The sequence below is a fragment of the Desulfocapsa sulfexigens DSM 10523 genome, from assembly GCF_000341395.1.
Classification (GTDB): Bacteria; Desulfobacterota; Desulfobulbia; order Desulfobulbales; family Desulfocapsaceae; genus Desulfocapsa; species Desulfocapsa sulfexigens.
Genome location: NC_020304.1, coordinates 772,126 through 798,192, shown reverse-complemented (window position 1 = coordinate 798,192; position 26,067 = coordinate 772,126). Strand labels below are relative to the sequence as shown.

The following is a 26,067-nucleotide window of genomic DNA, read 5'->3' as shown; positions in this document are numbered from 1 at the left end:
TCACATGCTGAAATTTTCGCCAAGATACATTTTACGGGCTACTTCACTTTCAATGATATCATCTGCAACGCCACTGGTCAAAATCTGTCCTGCGTTCATGATGTAGGCAAAATCACAAACCTGAAGGGTTTCCCGAACGTTGTGGTCTGAGATCAGAACCCCTAATCCCTTGTCCTTCAATGCAATGATAAGCTTTTGGATGTCTGCCACGGCAAGAGGGTCAATGCCAGCAAAGGGTTCGTCAAGAAGGATGAAACTCGGGCGTGTGGCAAGAGCTCTCATGATCTCAACCCGGCGTCGCTCACCTCCGGACAGGGCGTGCCCTTTGTTTTCCCGGAGGTATTCGATTTTAAGGTCTGCCATAAGTTCATCGATGCGGTTGTTTATCTCGTTTTTTGACAGTCCAAGAGGCTCGAGGATGATGCGGACGTTCTCTTCAACTGTCAGTTTTTTAAAAACCGAGGGTTCCTGAGCAAGGTAGGAGATGCCCTTTTGAGCTCGCAAATGAATGGGGAACTTGGTGATATCTTCACCATTGAGCAGAACATGCCCCTCATCGGGACGGATAAATCCGGCAATTGAATAGAATGAAGTGGTCTTGCCAGCACCGTTCGGGCCTAAAAGACCGACGATAACACCAGTGTTCACCTGGAGACTTACTCCGTCAACCACGGTGCGAGCACGGTAACGTTTGATTATTTTATCAACTTCCAGCAGTGCCATAATAGTTATTGGGGAGTAAGGGTTGCTTTTACCCGGCCAGGTTTGTTTGCTTCACCGGAGTCACTGCCAACTGTGGCCGAGGGGCGACTGCCGACAACCTCGGATCTCCCTTCATCGAGATAGTAAATAATAGTGTTTCCAGTCACCAGGTTGGTACCCTGCCATGCCTTGGCGTTGCCACTCAGGATTACCTTGCGCTCCTTTGCCAGGTAGTTCATTGTTTCACCGGTGCCAAGCCATGCTCCTTTAGTGATCTCCACATTGCCAACACACTGGAGACGTTTGACTTCTTGTTTTTTTTCTTTTTCGGCAGCGGAGTAATATACTGTCATCTCATCCGAGCGAATGCGGACATCGGCCTGCGCTGCATCTACATTTCCGCTGAAGAGGACATTATTCTCATTCTCCAGAGAGGTCATGTGATCCGCCTCGATGGTGATGGGTGCACTTGCTGCAAGAAGAGGACTGGAAAAGAAAATAAGAGAGAGAACCAGTCCTGAAAAGAAGCCAAATATAGTATTATTACTCACAAAAAAGTCTCCTGGTAAACAAAGTAAGAAAGAGTCCAATGCAAATACCAGGCCTAATATAGCCTTGGTGCTTGAGAAAGTAAAGAAATCCCGGAGCTGAAAGGTAAAGAAAGATTTCTTTACTTCAATCAGATGAATCAGTAGAATGAGAATGTCTTGTATGCGATATGGATGTACTTAATTGATTTAAAACGAAAATATAGATTTCTATAAAAAGGACAAAGGGATATGCAGGAAAGTATTGATCGGGCCAGAGGATTAATTGAATCTCTTCCCTATATGCAGGAGTTCAGGCATAAAACCGTGGTTATTAAATATGGCGGCCATGCCATGGTGGATGAAAATCTCAAAAAACAATTTGCTCTGGATATTATACTGATGAAGCATATCGGTATCAATCCGGTGATTGTTCACGGTGGCGGGCCTCAGATCAATCGGCTGCTCGATAGGCTCGAGATAAAGCCCAGTTATGTTCAGGGAATGCGAGTAACCGACGGAGAGACCATGAGTGTGGTTGAGATGGTTCTTGTGGGGAAGGTTAACAAGGAGATTGTCGGAAATATAAACCATTGTGGTGGTCGGGCGGTCGGGCTTTCAGGACGTGACGGTGATCTTATCTGTGCGGAAAAGATGAAGGTGAGTAAGAAAAATGATGGAACCTTGGAGGATGCTCCTCCTGAGTTGATTGATCTGGGACGGGTTGGCCAGGTGACCCGGGTTAATCCTGAGATTCTGCAGGCACTGGAGACCAATGATTTTATTCCGGTGATTGCGCCCGTTGGCGTCGGAGAAGATGGACAGGCCTTTAATATCAATGCAGATCTTGTGGCCGGATCCATTGCTGCAGAGCTGAAGGCTGCGAAGCTGGTTTTGCTCACCGATGTGGCTGGTGTCCAGGACAATGAAGGAACACTGCTGAAATCATTGAAGCGGAGTGATCTTGAGAGCTATATTGACAATGGAACCATTGGCGGTGGAATGATACCCAAGGTGAGATGCTGTGGTGATGCGTTAAAAGCTGGTGTAACCAAAACACATATTATTGATGGCAGGATAGAACACGCTATTCTGCTTGAAATCTTTACCCGGGAAGGGATAGGGACGGAGATTGTCTGATGAGTGGAGAAAATGCAGGCTGGGCCAAGAGAAGTGACGATGTGATTATAGGAACCTACACACGATATCCAGCTACCATGGTAAAGGGTGAAGGTTGTATCCTGACCGATGCTGAAGGAAAAGAATACCTGGATTGTCTGGCAGGGATAGCCGTTTGCAGTCTTGGCCATTGTCATCCGGTGGTGACCGAGGCCATATGTGCACAGGCAAGACAGCTGGTGCATGTCTCAAACCTTTATTACACCCAGCCTCAGACAGAATTGGCTGAGTTGCTGACCGAAAATTCCTTTGCTGATCGGGTTTTTCTGGCAAACAGTGGGGCTGAGGCAAATGAGGCAGCCATCAAGCTTGCAAGAATCTGCGCAGGTTATGAACGCTACGGAATTATTTCACTCGCCGGATCTTTTCATGGCAGGACACTTGCCACGGTCGCAGCCACCGGACAGCCCAAATTTCAAGAGGGCTTTGAACCTATGCCCGAAGGCTTTTCTCACGCCCCTTTTGGGAACCTGAATGTGCTGGAGGCCATGATAACCGACCAGACCTGTGCGATCATGTGTGAACCTCTGCAGGGGGAAGGTGGTGTAAGGCCACTGGATGTGGAGTACCTGAAAGGGCTGCAGGATTTGTGCAGGAAGCATGACTTGCTCCTGATTTTTGATGAAATACAGACTGGGATGGGACGAACCGGAAGCCTTTTTGCCTATGAGCAATTGGGCATTGTGCCGGATATCATGACCGTAGCCAAGGCCCTTGGTAATGGCCTGCCCATCGGTGCCATGCTCACCCGAAAAGAAATTGCTGCTTCACTGGCCCCGGGAACTCATGGTACCACCTTCGGGGGTAACCCGGTGGTAGCAGCAGGAGCCGTGGCTACTCTGAAGATTATGCTGGAAGAGGGCTTTCTGGCAGAGGTCAGGGAGAAGGGCGACTATCTGCAGAAGGGACTTGAGGATCTGGCTGGACGCTTCCCGCTGCTCGCAAGTGGAGCGCGGGGAATGGGGTTGATCCGGGGGCTTGTTCTCACTGAAAAAGGAATCGAACAGGGAGGCGCAATAGTGAAAGCACTCTTTGAAAGGGGGGTGCTTATCAACTTTGCTGGAAACAAGGCGCTTCGTTTTCTGCCTCCCCTCATTATAACCAGGACTGAGCTTGATCAGTTATTAACGGCCTTGGGTGAAGTTTTGGGAGAATGTAAGGTCTGAGTGGCTCTTTTCACGAAAATCTTTGCAAATCGATCTTTTTTTGGGTAAATATGCTTTCTTTCCCCTATAATAAAGCGATTGGGCTCGGGGATATAGATTAAGAGATCTTGTCTTGAAAAAGATAGGTCTGTTCATAGAAGATACGAGTCATGGTAAGCCACTTACAGTCACTGCAAGATTTTAGTAAAGAAGAACTCCTTGGTTTTATTAATCGCGCTATTCAGCTTAAAGAAGAACGTCTTGCCGGGGTCACTCATCGACAGTTGGCAGGAAAGACGGTTGGGTTGATTTTTGAAAAACCTTCTACCAGGACCCGGGTCTCTTTTGAGTCGGCTATGTATGGTCTTGGCGGGCAGGTTATTTTTCTTTCCGGTCGTGATACCCAGCTTGCTCGTTCTGAACCTTTAAAGGATATGGCCAGAGTCATGGCCCGTTATGTGGACGGAATAGTTGTACGGACTTTTGGTCAGGAAGTGGTAACAGAACTCGCTGAATACTCTTCCGTACCAGTTGTAAATGCTCTCACCGATCTTCACCATCCCTGTCAGATTCTCAGCGATATCATGACTGTTGTAGAGAAAAAAGGGAATATTGAAAAGTTGAAAATTGCCTGGATAGGTGATGGTAACAATATGGCCAACTCCTGGATACAGGCTGCAAGTCGTATCGGGTTTGAGCTGATTCTGGCCTGCCCCGAAGGCTATGACCCTGATCCTGAAATAATGGCAGCTGCACAGAAGGAGGCAGTAAAGCCAATTACTGTCACCCGTAGTCCGGAAGAGGCGGTGGCACAGGCCGATGTGATTAATACCGACGTTTGGGCCTCCATGGGGCAGGAAGAGGAGGCGGAAGAGCGCCTCGCTATTTTCCAGCCATTGCAGATTAACTCGGCCCTTATGGCCAAAGCTCCTGCCAATGCTGTTGTTTTGCACTGTCTACCAGCCCATCGTGAAGAAGAGATTACTGAAGAAGTGCTCGAGTCGGAGCAGTGTGTGGCTTTTGATCAGGCAGAGAACAAGATGCATATGCACAAAGCCATTCTGGAGCTGCTTATTGGTTGTAAATGACCAGGAGCACCGCATATTCGTACGGTCACAATCGTCCGCATAGAGGAGACTATTGCGGCTGATCATGCCTGTACTAATCTACGGCACCCTGATCACTTACTTGGGTTAGCGAATTGTAATAAAAGAAAAACAATTTCCGTGGCTTGATGTTGCGGGAGAGGTAGAAAAATATAATGGACGTTAAAAAAATCGTACTGGCCTATTCTGGCGGATTGGACACTTCAGTCATTTTGAAATGGTTGGAAGAAGAATATGAGTGTCCTGTTATCGCTTATGCTGCCGATGTTGGTCAGACGGAGGACTGGGACGCAATTCGCAAAAAAGGAATGGCTACCGGGGCCGAAAAAGTTATTATTTCCGATCTCCGTCAGGAGTTTGTTGAAGATTATATCTTTCCGGCTTTTCGTTGCAATGCGATCTATGAGGGATCCTATCTTCTTGGAACATCCCTTGCCCGTCCTATTATCGGAAAAGAGCAGGTACGCATAGCCCATGCTGAAGGTGCGGATGCCGTGAGTCATGGTGCCACCGGCAAAGGAAATGATCAGGTTCGTTTTGAACTTTCCTATCTCGGAATTGATCCAAGTTTAAAGATTATTGCCCCCTGGCGTATCTGGGATTTGAACTCCCGGGCCAAGCTTGAGGAGTTTGCCAAAAAACACAATATTCCGGTACCCACTACCAAGAAGAACCCCTACAGCTCCGATGAGAACATTCTTCACATCAGTTTTGAAGGCGGACTTCTGGAAGATCCATGGAACGAGCCCGATGAGGATATGTACAAGCTTACCGTCTCCCCTGAAAATGCACCGGATAAGCCGACCTATGTTGAGATTGATTTTGAGAAAGGGAATCCCGTTGCCATTAATGGCGAACGCATGGATCCCCTGCCCCTCCTCACGGCCCTGAATAAGGTTGCCGGTGCCAATGGTGTCGGTCGTCTTGATCTCCTTGAAAACCGTTTTGTGGGTATGAAGTCCCGCGGCGTCTATGAAACTCCCGGTGGTACCCTGCTTCGCAACGCACATCGTGACCTGGAAACCATGTGTATGGACAGGGAAGTGATGCGAATCAGGGATTCTCTGGTTCCACGCTACGCAGAGCTTGTCTATAATGGTTTCTGGTTTTCCCCCGAGCGGGAACTGCTCCAGGTGACCATGGATGAGAGTCAGAAAACGGTGAACGGCACAGTGCGGATGAAACTGTACAAGGGGAATTGTGTCTCAGTTGGAAAGAAATCGGATTACTCACTGTATCAGGAAAGTTTTGCCACATTTGAAGAGGATACTGTTTACAATCAGGCCGATGCCGGTGGCTTTATCCGTCTCAACGGTTTGCGCTTGCAGATCATAGCCATGCAAAAGAAGTAGTGGATAGTTGAACGTGAAAAAAAATACATCTCAAAAGCTCTGGGGCGGACGGTTTGAAGGGGCTACCGCGGCCTCGGTGGAAGCCTTTACCGAATCGATCAGCTACGACAGGCGTCTGTATTCGTATGATATTATGGGCAGCAAAGCCCATGCTACCATGCTGGCAGCCAATGACCTGCTCACGGCAGAAGAGTTGAGCGCTATCATCGATGGCCTGTCCGATATTGAAACAGCTATTGATAATGGGGAATTTTCCTTCAAGAGTGAGCTTGAAGATATTCATATGAATATTGAAAAGGCGCTTATCGATGCAATTGGTCCGGCCGGAGCCAAACTGCACAGTGCCCGGAGCCGCAATGATCAGATAGCACTCGATCTTCGTCTTTATCTTCGTGATCAGTGTGACCGTTTTGTTGTACTGCTTGAGAATATACGCAGAGCATTTGTGGGGCTTGCCAGGAGATACATGGGACAGGTGATGCCTGGCTATACCCATATGCAACGGGCACAACCGGTACTGATTGCCCATCACATGATGGCCTATTATGAAATGTTCGGCCGTGATAGTGAGCGCATTGCAGATTGCAGGAAGCGGATTAATGTTCTGCCCCTTGGCGCGGCGGCCATGGCTGGAACAGGTCTCCCCATTGACAGGGAAATGGTTGCCGGGCTCCTTGGTTTTGACAGGGTGACGGCCAATTCCATGGACACTTCCGGGGATCGTGATTTTGCCATTGAATTTGTCTCCTGTTGTACCATGATCCAGCTTCACCTCTCACGACTCTCAGAAGAGTTGGTGCTCTGGTCTAGCCAGGAATTTTCTTTTGTCAGTATTGCAGATAAGTTCTGCACCGGCTCTTCCATTATGCCACAGAAAAAGAATCCAGATATCCCTGAACTGATCCGTGGTAAGTCCGGCAGAGTGGTGGGCAGTCTTATGTCCCTTATTACCCTGATGAAAGGTTTGCCGTTGACGTATAACCGGGATCTTCAGGAGGACAAAGAACCTGTTTTTGATGCGGTGGATACCGTATCTGCCTCACTTGCCATTATGGCTGAAATGCTCGGGAACCTGGAGTTCAATACCAGGCGCATGCGGGAGGCAACCCGGACGGGATTTATGACGGCCACGGATCTCGCCGATTATCTTGTCCTCCATGATGTGCCCTTTCGTGAGGCACACGGCATCGTGGGGCGGGCAGTAGCCACCTGTATAGAAAAGGGCTGTGAATTGACCGATTTGACTCTCTCGGAGATGCGGGACTTTTCTCCTGTCATTGATGAGGATGTTTTTGATGTGTTGAGTGTTGAAGGTTCTGTGAACTCCAGAGTCTCGACCGGAGGAACCGCAACACTGCGGGTTGAAGAAGCAGTGCAAGCTGCTGAAAAACAAATGGGAATTGGAGAGTAATGATGTTGAGAAAAGCACAGTTTGCAGGGGCAATTCTTCTTACTGGAACACTGTTTCTGGCAGGCGGTTGTGGGTATAAGACTGAACCCGTTCCTCCTGATTCCATTGTTCCCAAGGCCATTGAAGATTTACGGTATTCAGTGAGTGAAAAAGGGGTAATCCTGAACTGGAGCTTTCCTAAGGAGACGATTAGAGGGACTGACCTTACCGACATTGCTACCTTCGATGTGTACAGGGCAGTTGTTCCACTGAAAGATTATTGTCCCACATGCCCGATTCCCTTTAATGAAGCCATACAGGTTCCGGGTGGGGTGGTTGATCCGGAAAAAACACGGCAGGGTACATATGAGACTTCACTGCTGCGTTCTGGACATAAATACTTTTTCAAGGTCAATGCCAGAACAAGTTGGTGGGCGGCGAGTCCAGACTCTAATATCGTCTCTTTTGTGTGGCATATTCCAGCCAAAGCTCCGGAAGGTGTGACGGCAAAAGGGGTTGATTCCAGTGTTGTTGTCAGCTGGCAGACCGTGACGCAGCTTATGGATGAAGAGAAGGTCAGTTATCCGCTGCTCTATCAGGTGCAGCGTAGCAGGGATAATGCAGGCTTTGAAAGCATTGGTGAACCTGTAAAAGCTACTCGGTTTGTTGATAAATCACTGAAAAATGGGGAAACCTTTTATTATAAGGTTCAGTCGCTCCTTATGGTTGATGGAGTTGCCGTAAGTGGAGGTCTTTCAGGGTCAGTGGCAGCTACTGCCATAGATCAGACTCCCCCCGCGGCTCCCACCGGAATAACGGCAGTGCAGACCGGTGGTGGTATTAAGATTTTCTGGGACAAGTCCCAGGATGCAGATGTGAAGGGATATAAGGTATATCGACGCAGTGCGGATGAAAAAACAGCCAGGGTGATTGGTGATGTGAGTGGTGTCTACTCCATTTTTGAGGACGTGAATGTAGCCGCTGATGGAAATTACTTTTATTCTGTCACCGCTTACGACAAGGCGGAAACTCCAAACGAGAGTGAACAATCTCGTGAGGCCAGCATACGTCATTAATATTTTTCAGTTATCACGAGATAGTCTTACAAAGAACCATGAATCATTTTGAATATAAAAACGGTGAGCTCTTCTGTGAAGATCTTGCTGTCAGCGATATTGCAAAAGAAGTAGGGACGCCTTTCTATCTCTACTCAAAAGCGACTCTGACCCGGCATTTTCAGGCCTTTGACTCAGGATTTGAAGGGATAGACCATATTACCTGTTTTGCGGTGAAGAGTTGTTCGAATATTGCCATTTTGTCGCTTTTTGGAGGCCTTGGCGGTGGTGCGGATATTGTTTCCGGTGGAGAGTTGTTTCGTGCTCTGCAGGCTGGTATCGATCCTGGGAAGATAATCTATTCGGGTGTAGGGAAGACTGAAAGCGAACTGCGTTACGGTCTGCAATCCAATATCCTCTTTTTTAATGTTGAATCAGAACAGGAGCTGCATCGTCTAAACACAGTGGCTGCAGATATGGGCGTGAAGGCTCCCGTCTCCTTTCGGGTGAATCCTGATGTTGATCCCAAAACCCATGCGTACATTTCCACGGGTCTGGCTAAGAACAAGTTCGGTATTCCCATTCATGAGGCACTTGATCTGTATCTGCAAGCTGAGGCAATGGAACATATTGAGGTGAAGGGCGTGAGCTGTCACATTGGTTCTCAGTTGACCCTTATATCACCTTTTGTTGAAACTCTGCGAAAGCTTAAAGCCTTTGTCGGACGCCTGGCTGAAAATGAAATTACTATACAGTACATCGATCTTGGTGGCGGGGTGGGCATCACTTATGATGATGAAGAACCACCCCATCCTAAAGAGTACGCAAGTGCCATCAAGGAAGAGCTGGATGGTTTATCGGCCACTCTGATACTTGAGCCGGGTCGGGTTATTGTCGGGAATGCCGGGATTCTGGTTACTGAAGTTCAGTACACCAAAAGCAACAGAGGTGGTGCAGAAGAGAAGCATTTCGTGGTGGTCGATGCCGGGATGAACGATCTCACCCGTCCCAGCCTGTATGGTGCGTATCATCGTATTGAACCAGTTAAGGAAGATGTCGATCTCGTTCAGGTTGCTGATGTCGTTGGTCCTATCTGTGAGACTGGTGATTTTCTTGGAAAGGATATCAGGTTACCACATGTCGAGCAGGGCGACCTGCTGGCGGTTTTCAGCGCTGGTGCCTATGGTTTTACCATGGCATCTAATTATAATTCCAGGCCTCGTGTTGCAGAAGTGATGGTTTCCGGAGATCAGTTTAGAATTATACGCGAGCGCGAAAGTATGGAATCATTGATTCAGGGTGAAAGTATTCCTGAATTTGTGGAGAAATAGTATGGATATCGAATTTCCTGTACCCTTTGCCAAAATGAGCGGTACTGGCAATGATTTTATAGTCATTGACCATCGCAGACTTTTGGTACCGGAAGATAAACAGTCCGATTTCGTACGCCGTGTCTGCCGTCGGATGTTTTCCGTTGGTGCAGATGGAGTTATTTTTATTGAAGGTTCAGAGAAGGCGGATTTTAGCTGGCGGTTTTACAATGGAGATGGCTCCATAGCTGAAATGTGTGGAAACGGTGCCCGATGTGCAGCCCGCTTTGCATTTGCCAGAGGGATTGCAGAAAGGAAAATGTCTTTTGAGACCCTGGCGGGAATTATTGAGGCCGAGGTTTTAAATGATAGCGGAGATGTAAGCCTGTTGATGACGGCACCCTTTGATTATCGAAGTGGTCTTGAAGCAGAGCTTGACGGAGAGGCGACGGAGATTTCTTTTATGAACTCCGGAGTTCCCCATGCGGTTATTTTTAAAGATGAGGGCGCGGAAATTGCTGTGAAAAAATGGGGTCATGCAATTCGATTCCATGAGCAGTTTGCTCCCGCTGGGACGAATGTCAACTTTGTTCAATCTCTGAATGATGGCACTGTCCGGGTTCGCACATATGAGCGGGGCGTGGAGGATGAAACCATGGCCTGCGGGACAGGGGCTGTTGCTTCCGCAATATTTGCGGCGAACAGGGGACTTGTGGTCTCGCCGGTGACTGTTATCACCTCGGGTGGAGAAAAATTGACCATAGTCTTTGATCTGAATCAGGATGGTACTGCAGAGAATGTATATCTGCAGGGACCGGCACGAATTATCTACATCGGCCAGCTAACGGCCGAATCACTGGAATGAACGAGGCAGAAGGGAAAGAGGAAGAGGGAGAGGGTATTTATTCTTTTACTTCAGCCTGTAACCTTCGGTCTTCAGCCTAATAGAGAAGGAAGAGAAGGAGAATAGAATCATGGAAAAATATCATGGCGCAATCGTTGCAATTGTTACCCCTTTTATTAATAATAAAATTGACGAGCAGGGGCTGGTTGATCTGATTAATTTTCAGATTGAAAATGGCACTCACGGAATCGTCCCCTGTGGAACGACGGGTGAATCAGCAACTGTGAGCTTTGATGAGCATAAACGGATTATTGAGCTTACAGTAAAAACTGTTGCCGGACGTGTTCCAGTAATTGCCGGAACGGGCGCCAACTCAACCGCCGAATCCATTGATCTTGCGAAAAGTGCAAAGGCCAGCGGGGCGGATGCCACTCTTTCCGTGGTCCCTTATTACAATAAGCCAAGTCAGGAAGGCCTGTATCAACACTTTAAGGCAATTGCAGAAGCTGTTGATATCCCAGTTATCCTGTATAATGTTCCGAGCCGAACCGTTACCAATATGCTGCCTGAGACTGTCGCACGTCTGGCTGAACTTGAAAATATCATCGGTATCAAGGAAGCCTCTGCATCGTTGCAGCAGATAAGTGAGATAATTCGTCAGTGTCCAGACGATTTCATCGTCCTCTCAGGGGATGATTTCACCTCAATGCCAACAGTTTTTATAGGGGGTAAAGGTGTTATCTCAGTTACATCGAATGTGCATCCTCGTGGTATGGCAGATCTGATGGAAGCTGCACTTTCCGGTGATATCAAAAAGGCAAATGAGATTCACTACAGTCTCTTCCCCCTGATGACATCGATGTTTGCGGCCCCAAATCCGGTTCCCGCAAAAAAAGGCGTGGAACTCATGGGTAAAATCAAAAATGGTTTACCACGACTGCCATTGACCGAGATTGATGACAAGGCTCTGCAAACTCTGAAAGGAGCTATGAAAGATGCAGGTCTTCTGTAGGAAAACAGCTTAAGGAAGAAACAGATGATAAATGTAATTATTGCAGGCGCTGCCGGAAGAATGGGGCAGCGTATTGGATATATGGTTTCGCAGCACCCTGAACTTCATTATGCTGCTGCATTTGAGGCAACAGGAAGTTCGGCTATAGGGCGTGATCCCGGTGAAATGGGTGGCTGGGGCAGTGCTGGTGTGACCATTGAGGAAGGACTGGAAGCTGTAATCGATAAGGGTGACGTGATTATCGACTTCACTTTTCACAAAGCCACAATGGGTTTTGCAAAAATAGCAGCAGCACATAAGACTGCCATGGTTATTGGTACCACGGGCCTCAGTGCAGAGAATCTTGAAGAGTTGAAACAGCTTTCCACTGATTTTCCCTGTGTCCAGGCGCCCAATATGGCAGTAGGTGTCAATGTCCTTTTTAAACTCGCAGCTAAAACCGCTTCTATCCTCGGGGATGATTACAATATAGAGATTGTGGAACTCCATCACAACAAGAAAAAAGATGCACCCTCGGGTACTGCTCTGAAACTTGCTGAGATGGCGGCCTCCGGGGTGAAGAGAAACCTTGCTGAAGTCGGAGTCTACGAACGAAATGGCATAATTGGTGAACGCAGCGTGGAAGAGATTGGTGTTCAGACCGTTCGCGGCGGCGATATCGTTGGGGAGCACACTATTTATTTTTGTGGCCCCGGGGAACGGATTGAAATCACTCATCGTGCCCACAGTCGTGATAATTTTGCTCAGGGCGCAGCAAAAGCTGCTGCCTGGATTGCCGACAAGAAACCGGGCCTTTACACCATGTTTGATGTCCTGGGATTACAGGATCTATAGGCTTGAGTGGTAGAAGTCGGGTCTGGGTGGCGCTTGGCTCAAACCTTGGCGAGAGTAAACAAATCTTGCAGAAAGCCTGGCGACGACTGGGCAATGAGGAGGCGCTTGATTCCATCTGTCTTTCCAGCCCTTATATTACTGAACCCGTGGGGATGGACAGCAGTAATCTTTTTCTGAATGCAGTCGGGATTCTGGAGACAACTCTTCCCCCCGAATCTCTGCTTGTGGTGTTGCAGCAGGTGGAGAAAGAATTTGGCCGTAGCAGAAAAATGGTTGGGAAAGGGTATGAGGATCGTCTGCTTGACCTGGATATTCTTTACTTTGATGGGTGTGTCCTGACATCCAGTAAGCTTGTGTTGCCGCATCCTCATATTGGGGAAAGACTCTTTGTGCTGGAGCCTCTTGTAGAGATTGATCCGGAGCACATTGACCCAGCTAATGGACTGACAGCAGTGGCGATGCATCAAAAGCTTCTGCAACAGATGGACGCAGGAATAGTAGCCGTTCAAGACATCAAGCGTGATACCTGGGCATGATTTGCCATCGACTTTTTAGAGAAAATGATACTATACTATTGACATGGGTCCGATAAAACTAATTATCATAGCCCTTCTTCTGTACCTTGGATATCGGTTGCTGGCCAGTGACTGGAAGAAAAAAAGGGATACAAAGGAAGAAATTCACAAACAGGATGACGGGCCGATTGCCGATGTGCTGGTTGAAGATCCGGTCTGTCACAAACTGGTTCCCAGGGAGCAGGCTGTTCGACTCAATTCTCAGACAAGAGGTGAAATCCTGTATTTCTGCAGTGAAGAGTGCTGCAATTTATTTGTCAGTCAAGAAGGAGAAAAGAAATGAAATTTTTTATAGATACCGCCAATCTCGAACAGATCAAGAAAGGTATTGCCATGGGCATGGTTGATGGAGTGACCACCAATCCATCACTGATTGCCAAAGAGAATAAGCCTTTTGAGGAGATCCTTAGAGACATCGTGGCCGTTGTTGATGGTCCCATCAGTGCTGAAGTTGTGAGTCTTGAAGCAGAGGGGATGATTGAGGAGGCAAAAGTACTTGCTGCCATGAGTGATAATATTGTGATTAAAATTCCCATGATCATGGAGGGCATTAAGGCTGTTAAGCAACTCACTGCTCTTGGTATTAAAACCAATGTCACTCTGATATTCTCAGCTGCCCAGGCGCTGCTTGCTGCAAAAGCCGGGGCAACCTATGTCTCTCCCTTTGTTGGCCGTCTGGATGATATAGGTACTCCGGGAATGGATCTGGTAAGTGAAATTATGTCGATTTTCCGTATTTATGGATTTCAGACAGAGGTGATAGTGGCAAGCGTTCGTAGTCCGCAGCACGTTATGGAATCTGCCGCCATCGGAGCTGATATTGCGACTATTCCGTTGAAAGTGATAGAACAGCTTGCTAAGCATCCGCTCACCGACATAGGGATTGAACAGTTTTTATCTGATTGGGAAAACAGAAAGAAATAGAAGTAGCAGGAAAAAATCATATGGGAAAAACGGTTACTCTTCTAACTCTGTTTGCAGGATTTTTTCTGCTGTTTCTGTTGCAGTCTGAGGCGGAAGCGGAGATGTATGTTTGTGTGGATGCTGCCGGGAAAAAGCAGTATACCAATATGAACAGTTCTGTTAACTGCCGCCCTTTAAGTAAACGGGTCGGGATAAGCAGAAGGCCTGGAGTCGTAACCGCGTCACTTCAGCCAGTTTTTCGGCCGAGGCAGACAAGGCATGATGCCTCTTCATATGATTATCATATCAGACGATCCAGTCGTCAGTATAATGTTGATCCCTATCTGATAAAGGCGGTTATTAAAACTGAATCAGATTTTGATTGCTACGCCCTGTCCAAATCAGGTGCTCAGGGATTAATGCAGTTGATGCCAGAGACGGCAAGGGGGCTTAATGTTCGCAACCCATTTAATCCACACGAAAACATCGACGGTGGTACCCGTTATCTAAGGGATATGTTAGATCTCTTTGATGGTAATGTACCACTGAGTCTGGCTGCTTATAATGCCGGACCGACATTGGTGAAACGCCTCCAGCGAATCCCGAAAATTCCAGAAACTGTTCGTTATGTTCAAAAAGTTATGGGCCATTATAAAGGCTATAGGGGCAATATCCAGCAGTCTCGAATCAGGATTGCCGCACTCAATGAGAAATAATCGAAATGTGTGAAGGCATCCAATGAAGCAACTTATGACCTGGCCAAATATTCTAACCGGGATGCGATTTCTGATGATCCCTCTGCTGGTGTTTCTCATGACACTGGAGCAGACTGTTTTCATTGCCTTTCTTGCCTGGTCAGTTTTCGCACTCGCCGCTTTTACTGATTGGCTCGATGGCTATCTCGCAAGAAAGTATCATTCAGAATCAATTCTTGGAAAACTTATGGATCCGCTTGCCGATAAACTTCTGGTAACGGCGGCTCTTATTATGCTTATTCCCCTCGGTCGTGTACCGGCCTGGGTCTGCCTGATTATAATCGGTCGTGAGATTTTTATAACGGGAATTCGTGGTCTTGCGGCATCCAGAGGGATAGTTGTGGCTGCCGACAATCTCGGCAAAATTAAAAGTAATTTTCAGTATTATGGTGTTGGTTTGCTGCTTTTTCCATTGAATCTTCTCCCCATTCCATTTCAGTATGAATCTGGAATGGTGCTGCTGTATATCTCAGTGGTTTTGAGTGTCTGGTCAGCAGTTAATTATACGTATACTCTTCGTAATATTTTCGTGGAAGCTTCCTGAATACGCCATTTTTCTTGACAGTTCGGAACCATTTACAGTATTAATCACCCATCCATTCTATTTATGCCGGAGTGGTGAAACTGGTAGACGCACTGGACTCAAAATACTTACTGTTCACCTATATTAATTCTTATTATTCGGATAGTTACTCTCTGTTGTTGTTTCTCTGGTAGACTGTTAGTAGCTTTAAAGCGGATCTGATGATCCCAAAACTATCCTGTCGTCTAGTGGATGGTGTGTGAACAACTTGAGAGTATACAAACGTCCGTCATTGTCACTATAGTTGAGTTCCTCCATGACATCATTGTAGACAATGGCATTCTTAGTTCCCCATGGCTTCATTGAATTCCTGACAGTCGTATAACTCTTATAAGCTCCCACTTCGTACATCTCATCATCTTCTTCTTCCCTGTTCTCCTCATTAAACTCAAGACACATCTTATTGTCCTCCATGTAATCTTCTGAGTCTCTCAGATGCCTTCTCCCTGCTTAAGCACCCACAGCTCTGTGTGAGGCCTGAGAGGATGTTATCGGCTCGTATCTCCTTAATAGTACCACAGATACACCTGCATTCAAAGTAGCTCCTATGGCCTCGGCAGACCTTCCTCAGCACTGTTAATCTACCCAACATAATAGAAGACTCCTTCTTCTCTCTCTCTGTAACCATCATAGCTAAGGTCTCTTGCTATTGCTGAGTAATCAATATAGTTCTCTAGAGAAGTTCCTATAGCTCCAAAGCACCCATCTTCAACCAAAGAGTAAGCTACATCCTCAAGGTTCTGCTCAGCGTAGACAATCACATCTTCATGGTGTTCTATTGAGTAATTCCAGTCGTAACCCTCCGAGAGCAAGAAGGTTACACAGAGCGCCTCTGTTGCTTCCAGAGCCACGTATTGTTCTAGCTTCTCATTCACTCTGTAGATATTATCATACTCATTAACAGTGAAGGGAAGGCCTTCTGTATCCGTTATAAAGTATTCCTTATCAGGGTCTAGAACTCTGCTTAAAGCATCCTGTAGCTCTTCCTCACTACAAGGTAGTTCCAGCCATTCCCCGACAAGCTTCCCAGCGTTGTATTGACTTAGATTAGTTACGTAGATCTCCATTATTAACCTCCTTAGTATTATGATTAGGTTCCTTAACTCTTTACCTTAATCTCTCGAATTTAAGACAAGGGTGGGGGGAGTAATCTGAAGGGGTAGGAGGTCGTCGCTCTAGCTTTGGGCTCCCCCGCCAGTGGAGGGTAGTCACTCTCTTCCTTATGAATAATATATAAAGTCAACTGGTGGTAAGAAGCTGGAATCTACCTCAGAGTGCTCATGTGTGGATAAGCAAGACCTATAGTTAAGGATAAGAAGCTAATTGTTGCCTTGAGCTTTGATAGCAATGAAGAGTATCTCAGATGGTGGGCGGAATGGTATCCAAGATAATTTTAGGAATTAAATATGTAGCTATATTTATTTATAAAGTCTGTGGTATCGGTATCTCTGGGCGCAAGTGGGAACGAGTGTCAATACTGAACATATGTTTGGTGTTGACACGCTCAGGCATGCAAAGTAGAAGCGTTGGTACTTATGTGACATTGCGGCAAGCAAGTGTCTCAATATAGTATGGGAAGGTCAAGATGTTTCACTGAAAGGAGATTGTAAAATGAAGAACTTTATTGGTGTTGTTCTCTTGTTATTTCTATTTACAGGATGCGCTAACACTAGAGATCCTAACCCCGTAATGATGAAGCAAGCGAATGATCTTAATCTCGTCTGCCAAGAGATAACAGTTGCGTATAAGTCAAACACAGAAGTCGCTACAGCTAAGATTGATAAGAATAATGGTGATGATGTTCAGGATGTTATCGTGGGTGCTTTAGTTTGGCCTGGATTGGCGGACTTTAAAAATGCAGATGGGATTGAGGGGAATGCACTATTAGATCGGAATATCAGGTTACTTGCTCTTGCCAAGGAGATTGATTGCGATACATCTGACTTGCCTCCACAACCAGTACGGTATGATTGATACAAAGATAAACTGAATACAAGAGAGATGATTATGGTACGTCGTAGACAATTAACATATCCGATTCTGTCTGTGATATTGACATTGTTGGTGTCACTGACTTTAGGTGGGTGTGGTGCGAAGGGTAATGTTGAGTCCCTGTCTGCCCTGAATGACCAACAGGGTCTAGTGGCAGGGACAATCAGTGTTCAAATCAATGGTAAAGACGTTACAAACCAATGTGCACTATTCTTTAATGAAAGTTCTGTTGGTACTCCCATTAAGACATTACCGGGGCGTTTGTTTGCATTTGACTTCGATCAGGGTAGGCAAGTTCTAACGGGTATCAATTATTATGAGGGTTACCCCACACTACCGCTTCAGAACCTTGCGTTAAGCTATGCCTTCAATGTTCACCCTAAGAAGACGAACTATCTTGGTGACATTGTAGTCAATTGGAATATAGGACAAGAGATAATGGGGGACGAATCATCTGGAATGGATCCAGCAACGGCTGCAGTGTTGCTTGGCCCTCTTTCGGGCCTAGTGTCCAGTCCCAAGTACTCAGAGAGCTTTAATGAGAATGTTGGCACGGTTTCAATGGATGTATCGTATGATGCTGATGGAATTGCCAGAGTAATTAATAATAAGTATGGTGAAGGTTTAGATATTGTCATTGTAGAAATTGAAGGGGCTCAACTGAAATCAGAGACACAGGGTTCAGTGACCCAGTTGGAAGATAACCAGGAGAAGGAGAAGAATGAAAACTAAAACTATTATTACCATAGCTACAACACTATTATCAGTATCTACTCTTGCGGTGGCATTAGAAGAAGCCCCATCGGTGAAAGGTACAGATGCATTCTACATGGGTATTAGCGCAGGTACTTCCTATGGCCGTGACGTTTGTGATGGCTTGTTGACCTGTGACGATAGCGACACGGGCTTTAAAGTGTATGGTGGATATCAATTCACTCCTGTTTGGGGGGTAGAGGCATTCTATACAGATCTGGGAGAGTTTACTGGAAGCTCCTTGGTGTCTGTGTATCCACAGTTCTTATCAGTTAGTGCTAATGCTTCAGCTAGTGGAATGGGGGCTGTGGCGACCGCTTCTTGGCCAATTGGTGATAGCTTTGCTCTGTTCAGTAAGCTTGGATTCCTTTACTGGAGTGTGGAATCCTCAGCATCCGGTGGTGGTTACGCAGTCTCTATTGACGATGATGGATTTGGCCTTGCGCTGGGCCTTGGGGCTCGTTACTCTTTCACTGATAACTTTGGAGTTAGGGCTGGGTGGGATTGGTATACTGTTGGTGATGATAGTACAACTGGGGAGTCAGATGTGGATCTGTTCTCTGCTGGAATCTTTGTGTCTTTTTAATTAACAGTAGCCCCCTCTACTACTCAAAGGTTGATACAGCCTGGCAGTCTCAATAACGGGGGCTGCCAAAATTAATGGGCCGTTGCTCTATAGAATGTGGCTTGGAGCCTGAGTAAATATTAACTCTTAAATCCTCTTAGAAGAATATAATAAAGAGAGAGCTGAGGTACTTGAGAAGTTCTAGTGATGTTCTCTAGAGAAGAATAATAATGGAGAAGGTAATGCATAAGCCACAAGGCACTGATTGACATGGCCTAGATCCAGACGAGCAAGTTGAAGGCATGTAATGGTAGTACTCAATGGAGAGCTGAAGGTAAGCTGGAGTATAGTTCTCTAGAGAAGTTTAAGTCGTTAACTCCTCTGTGAATCTAGTGGGAATAGCTACATACCAAAAGGGACTAGTAATGATATATACCTTACACTATCATTATATATCCTTAATTACTTTTGATTCCAGCGACCTTAAGGGGAGTATTGAGTTATACATTTGAGCTGTACTCTGGATCCTGAGTCATACTCTATATAGTGCTAAAGAGTTCTCTGGCTCTTGAGTCATACTCTGTATAGTGCTGAAGAGTTCTCTGGCTCTTAAGTCATACTCTATATATGGTATCATTGAGTTGTGCACAGAAGGTACTTATTAAGTATCTCTTTAGGATCTATCCTTAATGATCACTAAAGATTATATCTAGAAGGATAACTTTCTTTCACCATTACACCCCTTGTTGTTTAGGGGAGTAGTTCGTAAGTAATTGTATTTATAGCTACTATTTCGAATTCTAGAACAACTTCTGTTCTAAAGCCATCCTTGCAGTAGCATTCTCATCCTCTCAGAAGGTAAGTAAATCGTTATTTCCTCCTTCATTCTTATAGCAGATCTCCATACCCATTGTACGAGAGTTGACAGAGCAATCCTCTCTTGGTTCATGGTGATTCCATGGCTCTTGAAGAAGTTGCTGATAGAAACTCTAGGGAATACATTCAATAGGAAGGCAAGATAGTGACGATCAGCGTAGTTATTCGTAGCTCTGTAATTAAAGGCTAACCATGTCTCTGTCTTGGCAGGATCAAAGCGTCTGTCGCTGAGATCATCTCGATAATCCTTGGGGCAAGTCCATAGAATATCAGGGCGTTTGGTTTTCATCTTCGTCATGAAGAAGTTGAGAGTGTTATTCTAGAGGTGGTCCAGAAAATTTGAACAAGCTGTTAAGTGGAAAATCTGCTACCAATAATTCCCATGAAAAGATTTAAACAAGGAGCAGAAAATGGCAAAAGGAACGAGAAGAAAACACTCAGCCGCATTCAAGGCGAAAGTGGCCCTTGCAGCGATGGCTGGAGACAAGACACTAGCAGAACTGGCGCAACGGTTTGAAGTGCATCCCAACCAGATCACCGCTTGGAAAAGGCAACTGACAGAAGAGGCAGACTCTGTATTTGCCAAAGGTACTTCAAAAGAGCCAGCAGTTGATATAAAGACCCTACATGCGAAAATAGGCCAGCTAACGCTGGAAAACGATTTTTTAGAAGGTGCGCTCACCAAAGTGGGGTTGCTGAGCGTAAAGCGATGATAGATCCAGCCCATACTCTTTCGATTACACGACAAGCTCAAGTCGTTGAGATCAGTCGTGGTAGCGTGTATTACAAACCCAAACCAGTTAACGAAAACGACTTGGTGCTGATGCGGAAAATTGATGAACTCCATTTGGAGCACCCGTTTATGGGGGCAAGGATGCTCCGTGATCAACTGAACCGAGATGGTGTTTCTGTCGGGCGCAAACATGTTGGAACCCTGATGAAACGCATGGGAGTTGAAGCGTTATATAGGAAACCGGGAACGAGTAAAAAACATCCAGGTCACAAAATCTATCCGTATCTATTGAGAGGAAAGAGTATCGATCAGTCCAACCAGGTCTGGGCTCTGGATACGACTTATATTCCCATGGCCAAAGGATTTGTGTATCTGACGGCTGTTGTTGACTGGGCAAGCCGGAAAGTGTTGGCCTCAAAACTTTCTATTACCCTCGAGGCCTGCCATGCAGTTGATGTGCTGAAAGAAGCCTTTGTTCATCATGGCATCCCAGAGATTGTCAACACCGACCAGGGAAGTCAGTTTACCGCACAAGAGTTTATTGAGGTAGTGCACGAAAAGGGCTGCAAGATCAGCATGGATGGACGTGGGGCTTGGCGAGACAATGTATTCGTTGAAAGACTATGGAGATCAGTGAAATACGAACGTGTTTATTTGCATGCTTATGATACAGTAAATGAGGCTCGAAGGTCTATCATGCAGTATTTTGATTGGTATAACCGCTCAAGACCACATTCCGGATTGGAAAAAAGAACTCCAGATGAGGCCTACAACATAATGTTGCCACCAATTGAAAAGGCAGCTTAATTTAGGCAGAGGCTCCACTTAAAAATGACAGAATACTGTTCAAACAAACTGAGCCACCTCTTCTTAAGTTGCTTAATCTCCTTCTTCCTGTCCTTCCCTTTCTGTTTAAACCAGCCTTGAGCTAATGGTTCCTTCAGTTTCCTCCCCTTCTCTCCAATTGCATTCAGCTTCTTATCATCAAAGATTGTTATCAGTGGTTTGTATTTAGCTCCTGAGTAGTTAAGACTGTGAGGAAGTAGCTTGTGTCCTCCATTATCTCTCTCAAGTTCCTTGTGGTTAAAGTCAATCTTATGTAATTGGAGCCAACAGTGAGTTTCAGATCCTTCAAAGAAATAAGTCATTATATGAACATTCTTGAAGACAGTGAGCTTCTCAGGAGGCACCACGAAGACAACAGTTGTATTATTGATCCTGAAGACGTGCTCTCCCCTAGCTGCATCCATAAAGGCACGGTGACTGCCATGGTAATCAACTCCATGAGCTTCAGGGTGAACGATAAACATACCATCAATCTTCGTTGGTTCTGTCCAGATCTTCTTAGTGCTCAACAGCATATTGAAGTCATCTTTATTGATTACCTCTTCTTCTACGAGTGTAATGGTCTCATCAATAATTAGTTCATACTCACCTTGTTGGATCTGAGGGAATTCTTCTAGGTATAGATGAGAGAAGAGCTTGTGTGTAGTTATAACGCTCTTGCCTTGTTTGATTGCGTCTCTGAATCCAGCCGTCTTCGTGTCAGTAATATCGTCATCCAGCGCTACAACATCAGGTCTTGATGTATCTGCTTTGTATCTGTCAACTTCATCGAGATATGGAGTTAGTATAATATACTTCTTCGCAGGATTATTGTTCACTTCATTGATTGCCCAAGTGCTCTTGCCCGTCCCCATTACTGCATCTACGATTGTGATCATCTTGCTTCCTTCTCTGCTGCTACTGTTGCCATACTAATCTTCTCTAGAGAACTTTAATCTTGATTGATACTGCTTAAGCGAAGCCAGAACCTCGCATATGAAGCTCATGTTTAATAGTATCTATTGGTCGCAGGTTCTCCTTTGCATCCTTGAAGATACTGCTACAGGCCGCAAGGAATTCTTCCATCTTATGTACGCCTGGGAGCTGTCCATCGTCTATATTAAGAAGCAACTTAGGGTTCTGCTGTCTTTAAGAAGTGGTAGCTATCGTATACCATCTGACTTCTGTTCCTTCCAGCATAACAATGTAGCAGCACTTCACTACCTTATTTCTCAGCTTTCCACAAGATTCTAAGGATAAACCGAAAGCCTCACCTTGAGGGAACCAGAAGCTCTCATAAAGTCCCTTCCCGATGTCCTCAGCCTTCGGGAAGGGACTAACCTTGACTTTACTTTCTAACCAGTTCATAGCCTAGCCAACGATTTGTGAGATAGGTATAACAACAATAGAGCGACAGATTAGTACACAACACGTTCAAGAGCTTCCTTCATCTTCTGGAGATTCTCCTTGCTGTTCCACTGGATGTACTGAGCAGTTATATCTGATACCTTATGATTTAGCATCCTCTTGATCATGAGGAAATCTATTCCTACCTCAGACGCTCGAGTGGCGAAGGTACGCCTGAGATCATGACATTTAAAGTTAATTCCTGTATTCTTCTCAATCCTCTTCAGTGTTGGTCTAACGTCTCTAATGTTCTTTTGCTTGTCAACTGGGGATGGAAATAAGAATGGTGAAGAGCTTCTTGGTATTCTATCCAAGATCTTCTGTATTCTCTCAGTGATTGGGATCAGGTGCTCCCTGTGATTCTTGGTATCCTTAATCGTTATCAGATCCTTAGTGACATTCTCCCATCGTATGCTGAGAGCCTCATTCTTCCTCAGTCCAGTGTATAGCATCATGGCAATTGCAAGCTCCACAGGATGATCTGAAAGGCTCTCAGTTACTTCTCTGGCCTCTGGTGCTGTCAGGTAGCTACTTCTCTTAATAGTGCTCCTATCAACTCTCTTCTGCTTAAGAACATCCACAGGATTCTGCTGGATGATATCGTCAGCCATTGCGTAGTTCATTAGTGCTGAGAGGATACGCATGACCTTGTTCGCTTGACTGTGTGTTGGAATTCCTCCCTGCCATCCCTTATCTCTGATGGTAACGAACCGTTTCTCTACCATACTTTTGGAGATGGAGGTGACCTTCTTGTTCATCCAGTCTGAGAGGTAGTATGGAATAACAGTCTGATAATCCTTGAGTGTTGTTTCCTTGAGGTTCAGAGTGGAAGTGTAACTGTCGAACAACATCCTAAGGGATGTCGATGTCTTTCTTTGATTTGGTTCTATTAAGATCTCCTGTAATAGTTTGGCTCCAGCTTCCTTAGCATCTTTTAATGGCATGGCTGGATAAGTCCCTATAGTTCTACGGACTGTACGACAATTGAGTTTCGTTTCTATAATGTACTTAATACTTCCTTTTGGATTTATCTTTACTGCGAAGCCATTAGTAGACCGGATGAAATATGGCTTGTCCTTAGGTTGCAATGATTGTAGTGTTTTAGCTGTGATTGTAGCTCTCATTCTGGTAGCCTTCTGGTAGACTTTTAGAACAATAATGAGCTAATATTGGTGAGTTTCAGTGTCTGGCGAGTTTTCGTTTCTCTTCAATACAAGTTAATGTTGAAGCTTCAGTACAGGACATCGTAGATGGCCTATTGAAGGGCGACAGCCCTGAAATCTCTTGACAGTTCGGAACCATTTACAGTATTAATCACCCATCCATTCTATTTATGCCGGAGTGGTGAAACTGGTAGACGCACTGGACTCAAAATCCAGCGGGCTTTGGCCCGTGTCGGTTCGATTCCGACCTCCGGCACCAGTACATATTCCGAGAACGTCCTAAGCGTTCCGTTTAACCCGCATCCAGAAATGGTTTGCGGGTTTTTTGTTTCCAGGGTAGTCCAAATTTATCCGTTGACATCTGTCGTGAAAAGTGGGTATATCCGTGGGTATGGCAGCAGAGGAACCGAATACCCTCCTTTCTTTTACCCACTTTTCATGGTGACGTCAATGTCAAAGCTTACAGCTATACAAGTACGCAACTTAAAACCAGAAAAACTTCCTTTCAAGATATCCGATGGGCATGGTCTCTGGTTTCATATTGCAAAATCTGGTGGAAAAACGTGGAGATATCGCTTTAAGATACTGGGCAGAGAATCAACTTTTGTTCTTGGTGAGTACCCGAAAATGAGCCTTAAAGAGGCGAGAGAGGCAAGAGCTGAAGCAAGAGAGTTGGTAAAACTTGGTAAAAACCCTGCAAAAGAACGAAAAAAAGCAAAGCAGGAAACTGTAGATAGAGAACTAGAACTAAAAGCAGTTGATGAAAATTGTTTTAGGGCAGTGGCTCTTGAATGGATAGATAATCAAAAAGGTAAATGGAAATCTGAACACGCAAATGCAGTGAGGGCAACTTTAGAGCATGATGCATTTCCAGTAGTAGGGGATTTTCCAGTGGATTCAATTCAGCCTCCAACTGTATTGAAAATTCTCAGAAGCATAGAGAAGAGAGGATCGCTTGAGATTGCTCGAAAGGTGTTGCAGAGGATGAGTGCTGTTTTCCGTTATGCTATACAAACGGGTAGAGCTACTTACAATCCAGCCGCAGATATGAAAGGCGTTATAAAGACAAGAAAAGTAATACACCAAGCAGCCTTATCTATTGATGAAATGCCAGAGTTTTTAAAGAAAATGCAAACAGCAGATATACACATCAATACTAAGCTTGCACTACAATTTACGATACTTACAGCTGCTAGAAGTGGTGAAACAAGATTTGCAAGGTGGGATGAGATTGATATAGAGGAAAGAATGTGGCGTATTCCAGCAGAACGAATGAAAGTAAATAGCCCGCATAATGTCCCATTATCAAATCAAGCCAGGGCAATTTTGGAAAGGGTTGGGAATTTATATGGCCGTGATGGGTATATATTTCCAGGCATCAGGGACAGCAATAAACCTCTCTCAGAAAATACTATGCTTTATGCAATGTACCGCATGGGGTATCACTCTCGGTCAACCGTGCATGGGTTTAGAGCCGTGTTTTCAACTATAGCTAATGAGTCTGGTTTTGATGGTGATGTGATTGAAAAAGCGCTAGCACATGAGCAGCGTAACAAAGTCAGGGCTGCATATCATCGAAGCCATTATATTGAGCAGAGACGAGATTTGATGCAGTGGTGGGCTGATTTATTACAAAAAATGGAAAACGAGCCAGGTTAATGGTTAGCAACGTCTAAGTTGATCTCTTGACAGCCCAATTAGACTCTGATAATATATTAGTTAAGTTAGCGTATGCATTATTAATTTCTTAATAAGAATAAGGCATACATATGCCATGCGAAGAACAAGTTGGACTCGGCTGAGTCGAGGCGCTTGAAGCTTTACCAACTACGGATAGCATTGAAAAACGGTTCCTTGGAGGACTCCGGGCGATTTAAAAGCCTGGAGTCCTTTTTTTTTGGCCTAGGCAATTAACAAGGAAATTAAAATGGAAAATTCCTACCAACCCTCCCTCCAAATTAGGTTATTGCGCCGTCCGGAAGTTGAAGCAGTAACTGGCCTAAAAAGATCAACGATTTACGCTCGAATTAAAATGGGTACCTTCCCTGCTCCAGTACAATTGGGGCCAAAATCAGTAGCATGGAAGTCATCAGATATTCAATCCTGGATTGAAGGACTTCCTAAGTCCAATTTATAGGTAACTAATCCTATAATATTGGATGGATAGCTTACTATGCTTTCTTAGCAAAGAAGGTTAAGCCAGTTAGTAAATTTATACATTATTGACTGGCTAAATCGCTCTGTATTTAACAAGTTTTAGAAAAATATACATAGGTACCTAAAATGAAGAAATTCACGCCTAAGGCGATTTTTTATTATTTTGACACAATCACAATAAATTCTCACATGAGCGTTGCTGACGCTATTGACTACCTTCCTGTAGATGAACTCAGGAAGCATTGAGAGGTGGTCCAGAAAATTTGAACAAGCTGTTAAGTGGAAAATCTGCTACCAATAATTCCCATGAAAAGATTTAAACAA

General features: G+C 45.3%; 27 protein-coding genes and 1 tRNA gene. 22 read left to right on the top strand and 6 right to left on the bottom strand.

The features are described 5' to 3' along the window. On the bottom strand, window positions 1–723 hold the full coding sequence (lptB, locus tag UWK_RS03485; protein ID WP_015402963.1) for an LPS export ABC transporter ATP-binding protein: 723 nt from the start codon (window positions 721–723) through the stop codon (window positions 1–3). A gap of 5 nt (window positions 724–728) precedes the next feature. Continuing rightward, entirely contained in the window at window positions 729–1,253 is a 525-nt protein-coding gene (lptA, locus tag UWK_RS03480) for a lipopolysaccharide transport periplasmic protein LptA (protein ID WP_015402962.1), read from the bottom strand. Window positions 1,254–1,481: 228 nt separating this feature from the next. Here lptA and argB point away from each other — a divergent pair, with 228 nt between their 5' ends. The 15 genes from argB to pgsA all read left to right on the top strand — a co-directional run bounded on the left by argB (window position 1,482) and on the right by pgsA (window position 15,233). Further along, window positions 1,482–2,369: an acetylglutamate kinase gene (gene argB / locus UWK_RS03475; protein ID WP_015402961.1), complete on the top strand. Its 888-nt coding sequence runs from the start codon at window positions 1,482–1,484 to the stop codon at window positions 2,367–2,369. Next, on the top strand, window positions 2,369–3,574 hold the full coding sequence (locus UWK_RS03470) for an aspartate aminotransferase family protein (RefSeq protein WP_015402960.1): 1,206 nt from the start codon (window positions 2,369–2,371) through the stop codon (window positions 3,572–3,574). Before argB ends, UWK_RS03470 begins: the two co-directional genes overlap by 1 nt. A gap of 149 nt (window positions 3,575–3,723) precedes the next feature. After that, window positions 3,724–4,641: an ornithine carbamoyltransferase gene (gene argF / locus UWK_RS03465; protein WP_015402959.1), complete on the top strand. Its 918-nt coding sequence runs from the start codon at window positions 3,724–3,726 to the stop codon at window positions 4,639–4,641. Window positions 4,642–4,814: 173 nt separating this feature from the next. Further along, the gene (locus UWK_RS03460) at window positions 4,815–6,011 is read left to right on the top strand and encodes an argininosuccinate synthase (RefSeq protein ID WP_015402958.1); all 1,197 of its coding nucleotides are present in this window, start codon (window positions 4,815–4,817) and stop codon (window positions 6,009–6,011) included. A 13-nt stretch (window positions 6,012–6,024) separates the two neighbouring features. Beyond that, complete coding sequence (gene argH / locus UWK_RS03455; protein ID WP_015402957.1) at window positions 6,025–7,422, top strand: argininosuccinate lyase; 1,398 nt, start codon at window positions 6,025–6,027, stop codon at window positions 7,420–7,422. Further along, the gene (locus UWK_RS03450) at window positions 7,422–8,477 is read left to right on the top strand and encodes a fibronectin type III domain-containing protein (RefSeq protein WP_153304809.1); all 1,056 of its coding nucleotides are present in this window, start codon (window positions 7,422–7,424) and stop codon (window positions 8,475–8,477) included. The genes argH and UWK_RS03450 overlap by 1 nt, the downstream gene beginning before the upstream one ends. A 38-nt stretch (window positions 8,478–8,515) precedes the next feature. Beyond that, window positions 8,516–9,787: a diaminopimelate decarboxylase gene (gene lysA, locus UWK_RS03445; protein WP_015402955.1), complete on the top strand. Its 1,272-nt coding sequence runs from the start codon at window positions 8,516–8,518 to the stop codon at window positions 9,785–9,787. 1 nt (window position 9,788) lies between these two features. Beyond that, complete coding sequence (gene dapF, locus UWK_RS03440; protein WP_015402954.1) at window positions 9,789–10,631, top strand: diaminopimelate epimerase; 843 nt, start codon at window positions 9,789–9,791, stop codon at window positions 10,629–10,631. Window positions 10,632–10,740: 109 nt separating this feature from the next. Next, window positions 10,741–11,622, top strand: a complete 882-nt coding sequence (dapA, locus tag UWK_RS03435; RefSeq protein ID WP_015402953.1) for a 4-hydroxy-tetrahydrodipicolinate synthase — start codon at window positions 10,741–10,743, stop codon at window positions 11,620–11,622. Window positions 11,623–11,646: 24 nt separating this feature from the next. Next, on the top strand, window positions 11,647–12,456 hold the full coding sequence (gene dapB, locus UWK_RS03430; protein ID WP_015402952.1) for a 4-hydroxy-tetrahydrodipicolinate reductase: 810 nt from the start codon (window positions 11,647–11,649) through the stop codon (window positions 12,454–12,456). 2 nt (window positions 12,457–12,458) lie between these two features. Continuing rightward, window positions 12,459–12,992, top strand: a complete 534-nt coding sequence (gene folK / locus UWK_RS03425) for a 2-amino-4-hydroxy-6-hydroxymethyldihydropteridine diphosphokinase (protein WP_015402951.1) — start codon at window positions 12,459–12,461, stop codon at window positions 12,990–12,992. A 43-nt stretch (window positions 12,993–13,035) separates the two neighbouring features. Then, window positions 13,036–13,314, top strand: a complete 279-nt coding sequence (locus tag UWK_RS03420) for a hypothetical protein (RefSeq protein WP_015402950.1) — start codon at window positions 13,036–13,038, stop codon at window positions 13,312–13,314. After that, a complete protein-coding gene (fsa, locus tag UWK_RS03415) occupies window positions 13,311–13,955 on the top strand; it encodes a fructose-6-phosphate aldolase (protein ID WP_015402949.1) in 645 nt (214 codons plus the stop codon). The genes UWK_RS03420 and fsa overlap by 4 nt, the downstream gene beginning before the upstream one ends. 20 nt (window positions 13,956–13,975) lie before the next feature. Beyond that, window positions 13,976–14,650 carry a lytic transglycosylase domain-containing protein gene (locus UWK_RS18130; RefSeq protein WP_015402948.1) on the top strand — a complete coding sequence of 225 codons (675 nt, stop codon included), beginning with the start codon at window positions 13,976–13,978 and terminating at the stop codon, window positions 14,648–14,650. 22 nt (window positions 14,651–14,672) lie between these two features. Continuing rightward, a complete protein-coding gene (pgsA, locus tag UWK_RS03405; RefSeq protein ID WP_015402947.1) occupies window positions 14,673–15,233 on the top strand; it encodes a CDP-diacylglycerol--glycerol-3-phosphate 3-phosphatidyltransferase in 561 nt (186 codons plus the stop codon). 186 nt (window positions 15,234–15,419) lie between these two features. Here pgsA and UWK_RS03400 read toward each other — a convergent pair whose 3' ends face one another. Together UWK_RS03400 and UWK_RS03395 are read right to left on the bottom strand one after the other, a co-directional pair. Continuing rightward, on the bottom strand, window positions 15,420–15,671 hold the full coding sequence (locus UWK_RS03400; RefSeq protein ID WP_015402946.1) for a hypothetical protein: 252 nt from the start codon (window positions 15,669–15,671) through the stop codon (window positions 15,420–15,422). 182 nt (window positions 15,672–15,853) lie between these two features. Further along, on the bottom strand, window positions 15,854–16,339 hold the full coding sequence (locus UWK_RS03395; RefSeq protein ID WP_015402945.1) for an antirestriction protein ArdA: 486 nt from the start codon (window positions 16,337–16,339) through the stop codon (window positions 15,854–15,856). A 544-nt stretch (window positions 16,340–16,883) separates the two neighbouring features. Here UWK_RS03395 and UWK_RS03390 point away from each other — a divergent pair. The 4 genes from UWK_RS03390 (at window position 16,884) to UWK_RS03365 (ending at window position 20,998) form a co-directional block, all read left to right on the top strand. Then, entirely contained in the window at window positions 16,884–17,246 is a 363-nt protein-coding gene (locus UWK_RS03390; protein ID WP_015402944.1) for a hypothetical protein, read from the top strand. A 33-nt stretch (window positions 17,247–17,279) separates the two neighbouring features. After that, entirely contained in the window at window positions 17,280–17,996 is a 717-nt protein-coding gene (locus tag UWK_RS03385) for a hypothetical protein (RefSeq protein WP_015402943.1), read from the top strand. Then, window positions 17,986–18,603 (top strand): outer membrane beta-barrel protein, encoded by a 618-nt coding sequence (locus UWK_RS03380; protein WP_015402942.1) that lies wholly within the window; start codon window positions 17,986–17,988, stop codon window positions 18,601–18,603. The genes UWK_RS03385 and UWK_RS03380 overlap by 11 nt, the downstream gene beginning before the upstream one ends. Before the next feature lie 1,265 nt (window positions 18,604–19,868). Then, window positions 19,869–20,998, top strand: a protein-coding gene (locus UWK_RS03365) for an IS3 family transposase (RefSeq protein ID WP_407637460.1) whose coding sequence is annotated in 2 segments (ribosomal slippage) — window positions 19,869–20,127 and window positions 20,127–20,998 — 1,131 coding nt in all. Because the reading frame shifts where the segments join, the coding sequence is not laid out codon by codon here. On the opposite strand, the gene UWK_RS03360 is transcribed toward UWK_RS03365, so the two are convergent. Together UWK_RS03360 and UWK_RS03355 are read right to left on the bottom strand one after the other, a co-directional pair. Beyond that, window positions 20,995–21,915, bottom strand: a complete 921-nt coding sequence (locus UWK_RS03360; protein ID WP_015402941.1) for a hypothetical protein — start codon at window positions 21,913–21,915, stop codon at window positions 20,995–20,997. The two genes, UWK_RS03365 and UWK_RS03360, sit on opposite strands and share 4 nt — an antisense overlap. A 519-nt stretch (window positions 21,916–22,434) precedes the next feature. Then, on the bottom strand, window positions 22,435–23,367 hold the full coding sequence (locus tag UWK_RS03355) for a tyrosine-type recombinase/integrase (protein WP_407637467.1): 933 nt from the start codon (window positions 23,365–23,367) through the stop codon (window positions 22,435–22,437). A gap of 391 nt (window positions 23,368–23,758) precedes the next feature. Between UWK_RS03355 and UWK_RS03350 the strand changes: the two genes are divergently transcribed. From UWK_RS03350 to UWK_RS03340, 3 genes are all read left to right on the top strand, one after another. Continuing rightward, window positions 23,759–23,845 (top strand) — tRNA-Leu (locus UWK_RS03350). A 191-nt stretch (window positions 23,846–24,036) separates the two neighbouring features. Beyond that, window positions 24,037–25,245 carry a tyrosine-type recombinase/integrase gene (locus tag UWK_RS03345; RefSeq protein ID WP_015402938.1) on the top strand — a complete coding sequence of 403 codons (1,209 nt, stop codon included), beginning with the start codon at window positions 24,037–24,039 and terminating at the stop codon, window positions 25,243–25,245. Between the two features lie 268 nt (window positions 25,246–25,513). Continuing rightward, entirely contained in the window at window positions 25,514–25,723 is a 210-nt protein-coding gene (locus tag UWK_RS03340) for a helix-turn-helix transcriptional regulator (protein ID WP_015402937.1), read from the top strand. The last annotated feature ends 344 nt before the right edge of the window (window positions 25,724–26,067 follow it).